Origin of the sequence: Gordonia sp. HS-NH1 (assembly GCF_001418765.1) — a bacterium.
Lineage (GTDB): Bacteria > Actinomycetota > Actinomycetes > Mycobacteriales > Mycobacteriaceae > Gordonia.
This window is the reverse complement of record NZ_LIYC01000078.1, coordinates 1-5,773: the sequence shown is the minus strand read 5'-3', so window position 1 is coordinate 5,773 and position 5,773 is coordinate 1. Positions and strand designations below refer to the sequence as shown.

Sequence of the window (5,773 nt, the reverse complement as noted above, 5' to 3'; positions counted from 1 at the left end):
GCGCGATGCGCGACTTGATGGTGAGGGGGACCCGTTTGGTGGTCCAGTCGCTATGCGGCTTGGGATTGGTGGGTCGTGGTCCACTGTAGAGCGAATTCAGCGGGGCTGAGTTCGCCGTGGGCGCTGTGGGGCCTGGCGGTGTTGTAGTCGGTCCTCCAATCCTCGGTGATCACTTGGGCTTCGAGCAGAGAATCGAAGCGCCACGAGTTGAGCAGTTCATCGCGTAGTCGACCGTTGAACGATTCGATCCAGCCGTTCTGCCATGGCGAACCGGGGTCGATGAACAAGGCTCCGGTGCCGGTGAATCGGCACCAGTCGCGTACGGCGTGGGCGACGAATTCGGGGCCGTTGTCGAACCGCACGTAGACCGGCGCCCCGCGGGTCAAAGCCAGCGTGTCAAGGACTGCGACCACTTGGTCGGCGTCGATTGACCTGCCGATCTCGATGGCCAGGCACTCTCGGGTGTACTCATCAATGATGTTGAGTAGCTTGATCGTACGACCATCAGCGAGGGTGTCGAATTGGAAGTCCATCGCCCAGATCACGTTCGGCCGGATAGGACACATCGCCCCTACGGTGACACCGACGCCGGTCAACCGCTTCTTTTTGCGGCGCTGGGGCACTCGAAGTCCTTCCTCACACCATAGTCGACGAATACGTTTGTCGTTGACCGCCCATCCGGATTTGCGTGCCATCTTCGCTGCTCGCCGCCACCCCCACCGGGGCCGGTCGGTGGAGAACCTGCGTAGCCAGGCCCTCAGCCTGGTGTCCTCGTCGTCCGCTGGTTGTGTCCTCAGGCGCATCGTCGAGCGGTGGATACCGACCACCGCACACGCCCGACGCTGAGACACCCCGAACCGTTCTTGCAGCACCGTCACGGCGCGGCGTTTACGGTTCGGGGTCAAAAGTTTCCCGACGACAGGTCCTTGAGCATGTCAATGTCGAGGGCCTGGTTGGCCACGAGCTTCTTGAGTCGGGCGTTCTCCGCCTCGAGTTCTTTGAGCCGCTTGGCGTCATCAGCTTTCATGCCGCCGTACTGGGCCAGCCAGCGATGCCACGTGGACTCCGCGACTTCGAGGTGCCGGCACACCTCGTCGAGTTCCTGACCAGCGGCGAGGAGCATATTGCCCTCGGCGAGCTTGCGGATGATCTGCTCCGGCGTGTGCCGGCGGCGCTTGTTCGATGTCATGACGTCGTTGATTCTTCCTGCTCGAACAATCGAGCAACAGAGTCCCACAACGACTGGACCACCCAGGAGGGCTCACCTCACAAGCTAAGCGCTCGGTTCACGGGGAGGGCGGTAAGGCGCTGCGAATGGGTTAGATACGTCTCGCCCTCAGGGTTGATGCAGCCTTGCTGTATCGGGTAACACCAGATGCAGGCGCGGTTACGGTATTCTAGTCGGCTTGAAGGAATCGAGTAATCAGGTCTGTGGCGGCGTCCGGGTCTCCGTGGTTCTGAAAGTGACTTAAGTCAACTTTCACGAACACGGCGTTCGCGGTGAAATACGCTTTCTTGCCTACTGTGCCGACCGCTTTGATGGAGAGTGCCCGAGCGGTGTTATCGACGACCGTGGCGACGAGGTGCACGGGTGTGTGCAGTGGCACTGGGTGTCGGTACTCGACGGTGAGTGTTCGAGTGACTGCAGGTGTGCGGGCGATCCACAGGGTGAATCCCATGATGTCGTCGCAGGCTGCTGAGATGGCACCGCCATGGGCTAGGCCGGGTGCTCCTGATTGGCGTTCGTCGAAGGTTAGATCAGCGTAGACGTGGTCGTCATGCCTGTATACCTCGAGCTGGAGTCCGCTGGGGTTGTCGCTGCCACATCCCATACATGATGGCGAGTGCGCTGGTAGCCGCTGATCGAAGCCCATTGGGTGGTCCTCTCTGCGGTCCTCGTTCGGTGTTCGAGCACTCGCAGTTTCGTTCTGTTACCGACGGTATCGTTTGTGCTGTTGGTCTGGAGCGGGAAGTGGGCAAGGGTGGAGATCGCCGATATCGATGATGTGGACCCGAGGCGGGTTCGCTCGCGGGCGCGGTTGTTGGATGCTGCCGCGACCCTGCTCAGCAGCGGTGGGGTCGAAGCGGTCACCGTGGAGGCTGTAACCCGGCTATCTCGCGTAGCCCGCACCACGCTGTATCGACATTTTGAGAGCACCACGGACCTGGTGGCAGCAGCCTTCGAGCGGTTGTTGCCTCAGGTGGACAACCCTGAAACCTCGCAATCGATTCGCGATGACCTGGTCACATTGATGCAACGCCAGGCTGCTCTCATCGAACAGGCTCCGTTGCAGTTGACCACACTGGCTTGGTTGGCAATGGTTCCCAAGCAACCTGGCGAAGAACCAAACGCATTGGGGCCGTTGCGGATGCGCGTAGTCAACCAGTACCGAGAACCCTTTGATCGAGTGTTGACAAGTAGCGCGGCCGCCGCTGAACTCGACGATCCGGACTTGACCATGGCGATCACTCAGCTGGCAGGCCCTCTGGTCTTCGCCAAGCTCACCGGGATTCGCGCGATGGATGTCGCTGATCTCGAGCGCCTCGTCGATGACTTTCTTGCGGCGCACAGGCGGCGCCCGCCTACATAGCCTCACCGCCTTCCACTTTTACGCTACAACTTGTAGCGTAGCGCTACCGATGGTTCCACTGTGGGCCAGATGAGTTGGTGAGGTACTGCGTATGGTGGTCCATCGTCCCGATGACAAGCGCTTGGCAAGGCGGCCGTTGGTCGAGCGCAGCGAGTACAGCTCCACGTTGGGACGAATCGCGCGGTTCACTTTGACGCACAAGTCCCTGGTCATCGGGGTGTGGATAGCTGTCGGGGTGGTGTTGGCGGTGCTGTTTCCTCAGTTGGAGACGGTGGTGCGGCAGCAATCGGTAGATCCGATCCCTGCAGGGGTTCCGTCCTTTCAAGCTCTTGATCAAATGGGTGGCGCATTCGGGGAAAAGGGCGCTAAGACCACTGTCTTCGTGACCATGGAGAACCCGAATGGGCTTACAGAGGTCACGCGAGAGCGATACGACGCGTTGGTCCTACAGCTCCGTGAAAATTTTGACGATGTGCAATCGGTTCGTGACTTGCTGTCGGATCCGATCACTGCCCGCCAGGCGTTGAGTGAGGATGGCAAGGCCTGGTATCTGCCCGTCGGGGTCTCGGGGACCCTGGGCGGTCCGGCGGCGACTCATGCGGTGGAAACCGTCCGCGAAACCGCACGCCGGGTGTTTGAAGATACTGGTACCGCGGTTCATGTCACCGGACCCGCAGCCACCTTCAGTGATCAGATCGTGAGTGCCGAGAGCGACCTGGTCGTGATCACTTTGGCCACAGTCGCGCTGATCGCCCTGATCTTGCTGGTGGTGTACCGATCGCTGTTCACAGCACTGGTGCCGTTGCTGGTGATTGGTGTCAGCCTTGGGGTGGGCCGCGGCGTCTTGTCCGCACTAGGTGAGCTCGGAATGCCGGTGTCTCAGTTCACCGTCGCATTCATGACGGTCATTCTGCTCGGGGCCGGGGTGGACTACTCAGTCTTTTTCATCAGCCGCTATCACGAGCGGTTGCGCCAAGGCGCGCCTACCGCGGATGCTCTTGTGGACGCTACAGCGACGATCGGACGGGTCATCTTGGCCTCGGCGGCGACGGTGGCACTGGCATTCCTGGCTATGGCGTTCGGCGAACTGAGCGTCTTTTCCACCTTGGGTCCGGCCTGCGCGATCGCGATCCTCATCGGGTTCCTCGCCACTGTCACCTTGCTGCCGCCGGTGCTGCAGTGGGCAGCCCGCTTCGGTTGGGGCAACCCCCGACGAGACCTCACGCGCAAGTACTGGAATCGCGTGGCGGTGCTTGTCGTCCGCCGCCCAGTCCCCCTTCTCGCTATAACGATGGTGGGGCTGATCGTGCTGAGCACGATCGCGATGGGTATCCACATCACCTATGACGACCGCCAGGGCCAACCCGCGACGACCGACAGCAACCAGGGATATGCGCTGCTTGACCGCCATTTCCCCACAGATGTGACGGTTGCTGAGTTTCTTGTGGTGGATGCGCCGATCGACCTACGCACCGCCAGCGGACTTGCCGACCTCGAGCAGATGGCTTCGCGGGTATCCCAAATTCCCGGGGTGACTCGCGTCATCGGCGTCACCCGCCCCACCGGCGACAAACTCGAACAGGCCGAGCTGTCGTGGCAGAACGGTCAGATCGGGGACCAGGTGGCAGGCGCCGTCGCAGACGGCCAGCAACGAAAAGGCGACCTCGAGCAGTTGCGCTCCGGTGCCAACCAGCTCGCCGACGGGCTGGCCCAACTCGACACCCAGCTACGCCTCAACCTGACGCCACTCGCCGGTATCCTCACCCAAGCAAGCACCGCCGGTCAACAAATCCAGCAGTACCAACCACTCCTGCGCCAGCTCGCCGCGTCCGCGCCCGCACTCGACCGCGCCTCACAGAACGCCCCACAACTTGCCGCCCTGACCCGCCAAACATCCGCGGCGCTGACAACAGTGACCTCAATCCTACCCCTCCTCGACTCAGCGCCCTGGTGCGCCCAAGTCCCCCAGTGCGCAACCCTGCGCGCACAGATTCGCGACCTCAACGCCACACTAGGGAGTGGACTGCTCGACCAGATCACCACCCTGTCAACACAACTCGCACAACTAGACACACCCCTCACGACGGTCACCGACCAACTCACCGCAACCGTCAACTCCCTCAACTCCACCCTGAGCACCATCAACAACCAAGACCTGCCCGCTAAGATCACTCAACTCCAAACTGGCGTGAGTCAGCTCGCCGCAGGATCACGACAACTCGCCGACGGCGTGTCCGCGCTGATCGACAGCAACCTTCAGCAACTAGCCGGGATGGCCACCCTAGCCACGCAACTCCAAACCTCCGCCCGCGAAACCGCCGGAACAGACTCCGCGACCGGCTTCTACCTGCCACCTCAAGCCAACGCAGACCGCCGCTTTGTCGATGTCGCTCGCCAATTCGTCTCGCCCGACGGCCATACCGTGCGCTACGCAATACAAACCAGCTTCGACCCCTACAGCACCGAAGCCATACAACTGACCAACACCATCACCGATGTTGCAAACGCCGCCAGACCGAACACCACCCTGGAGGACTCCCACATCGCAATCGCCGGATTCCCCGCCATCAACGCCGACCTGCAACGCCTACTCGCCGACGACTTTCAACTCCTGGCACTGGCAACCCTCATCATCGTCGGCCTGATCCTAATCCTTCTCCTCCGAGCACTCATCGCACCGCTGTATCTCCTAGGAACCGTCGTCCTCAACTACACCGCGGCACTGGGCATCGGCGTCCTAATCTTCCAACACATCCTCAAAACCGAGATCGCCTGGCCTGTACCGCTATTGGCTTTCATAGTCCTCGTCGCCGTCGGCGCAGACTACAACATGCTGCTCATCTCTCGCCTACGCGAGGAATCCCAGAACAACATACGAATCGGCGTTCTACGAACCGTCACCAACACCGGATCGGTCATCACCTCGGCCGGCCTCATCTTCGCTGCCAGCATGTTCGGCCTCATGGCTGGCTCGATCTCCATCATGACCCAAGTTGGACTGATCATCGGTATCGGACTACTGCTCGACACCTTTATAGTGCGCACCATCGTCGTGCCGGCCATCGCGACACTACTAGGCAAAACCAGCTGGTGGCCGAACAACGAAACCGTTTAACGTACTCCTGGTTTAGTTCCCCAGTATCCGCGCGGGACTGTCGCTAGGGACTGCTGCACGGATAGGT

The 5,773-nt window shown here is 61.1% G+C and carries 4 protein-coding genes; 2 read left to right on the top strand and 2 right to left on the bottom strand.

Annotation, left to right across the window (positions count from 1 at the left end; translation table 11 throughout):
- Positions 1-50: 50 nt before the first annotated feature.
- A protein-coding gene (locus AMD30_RS23935) for an IS3 family transposase (RefSeq protein ID WP_085949120.1) occupies positions 51-1,189 on the bottom strand; the annotation gives its coding sequence in 2 pieces (ribosomal slippage) (positions 51-919 and positions 919-1,189; 1,140 coding nt in all).
- Positions 1,190-1,397: 208 nt separating this feature from the next.
- Entirely contained in the window at positions 1,398-1,874 is a 477-nt protein-coding gene (locus tag AMD30_RS23925) for a PaaI family thioesterase (protein ID WP_005194688.1), read from the bottom strand.
- Between the two features lie 108 nt (positions 1,875-1,982).
- Between AMD30_RS23925 and AMD30_RS23920 the strand changes: the two genes are divergently transcribed.
- Together AMD30_RS23920 and AMD30_RS23915 are read left to right on the top strand one after the other, a co-directional pair.
- Positions 1,983-2,591 carry a TetR/AcrR family transcriptional regulator gene (locus AMD30_RS23920; RefSeq protein ID WP_005194691.1) on the top strand — a complete coding sequence of 203 codons (609 nt, stop codon included), beginning with the start codon at positions 1,983-1,985 and terminating at the stop codon, positions 2,589-2,591.
- 91 nt (positions 2,592-2,682) lie between these two features.
- Entirely contained in the window at positions 2,683-5,706 is a 3,024-nt protein-coding gene (locus tag AMD30_RS23915) for an MMPL/RND family transporter (protein WP_005194693.1), read from the top strand.
- Positions 5,707-5,773 lie beyond the last annotated feature (67 nt).

Bases quoted from the DNA above. Each gene is read 5' to 3' on its own strand.
- AMD30_RS23925 (WP_005194688.1), bottom strand. From the start codon at position 1,874: ATGGGCTTCGATCAGCGGCTACCAGCGCACTCGCCATCATGTATGGGA.
- AMD30_RS23915 (WP_005194693.1), top strand. From the start codon at position 2,683: ATGGTGGTCCATCGTCCCGATGACAAGCGCTTGGCAAGGCGGCCGTTG.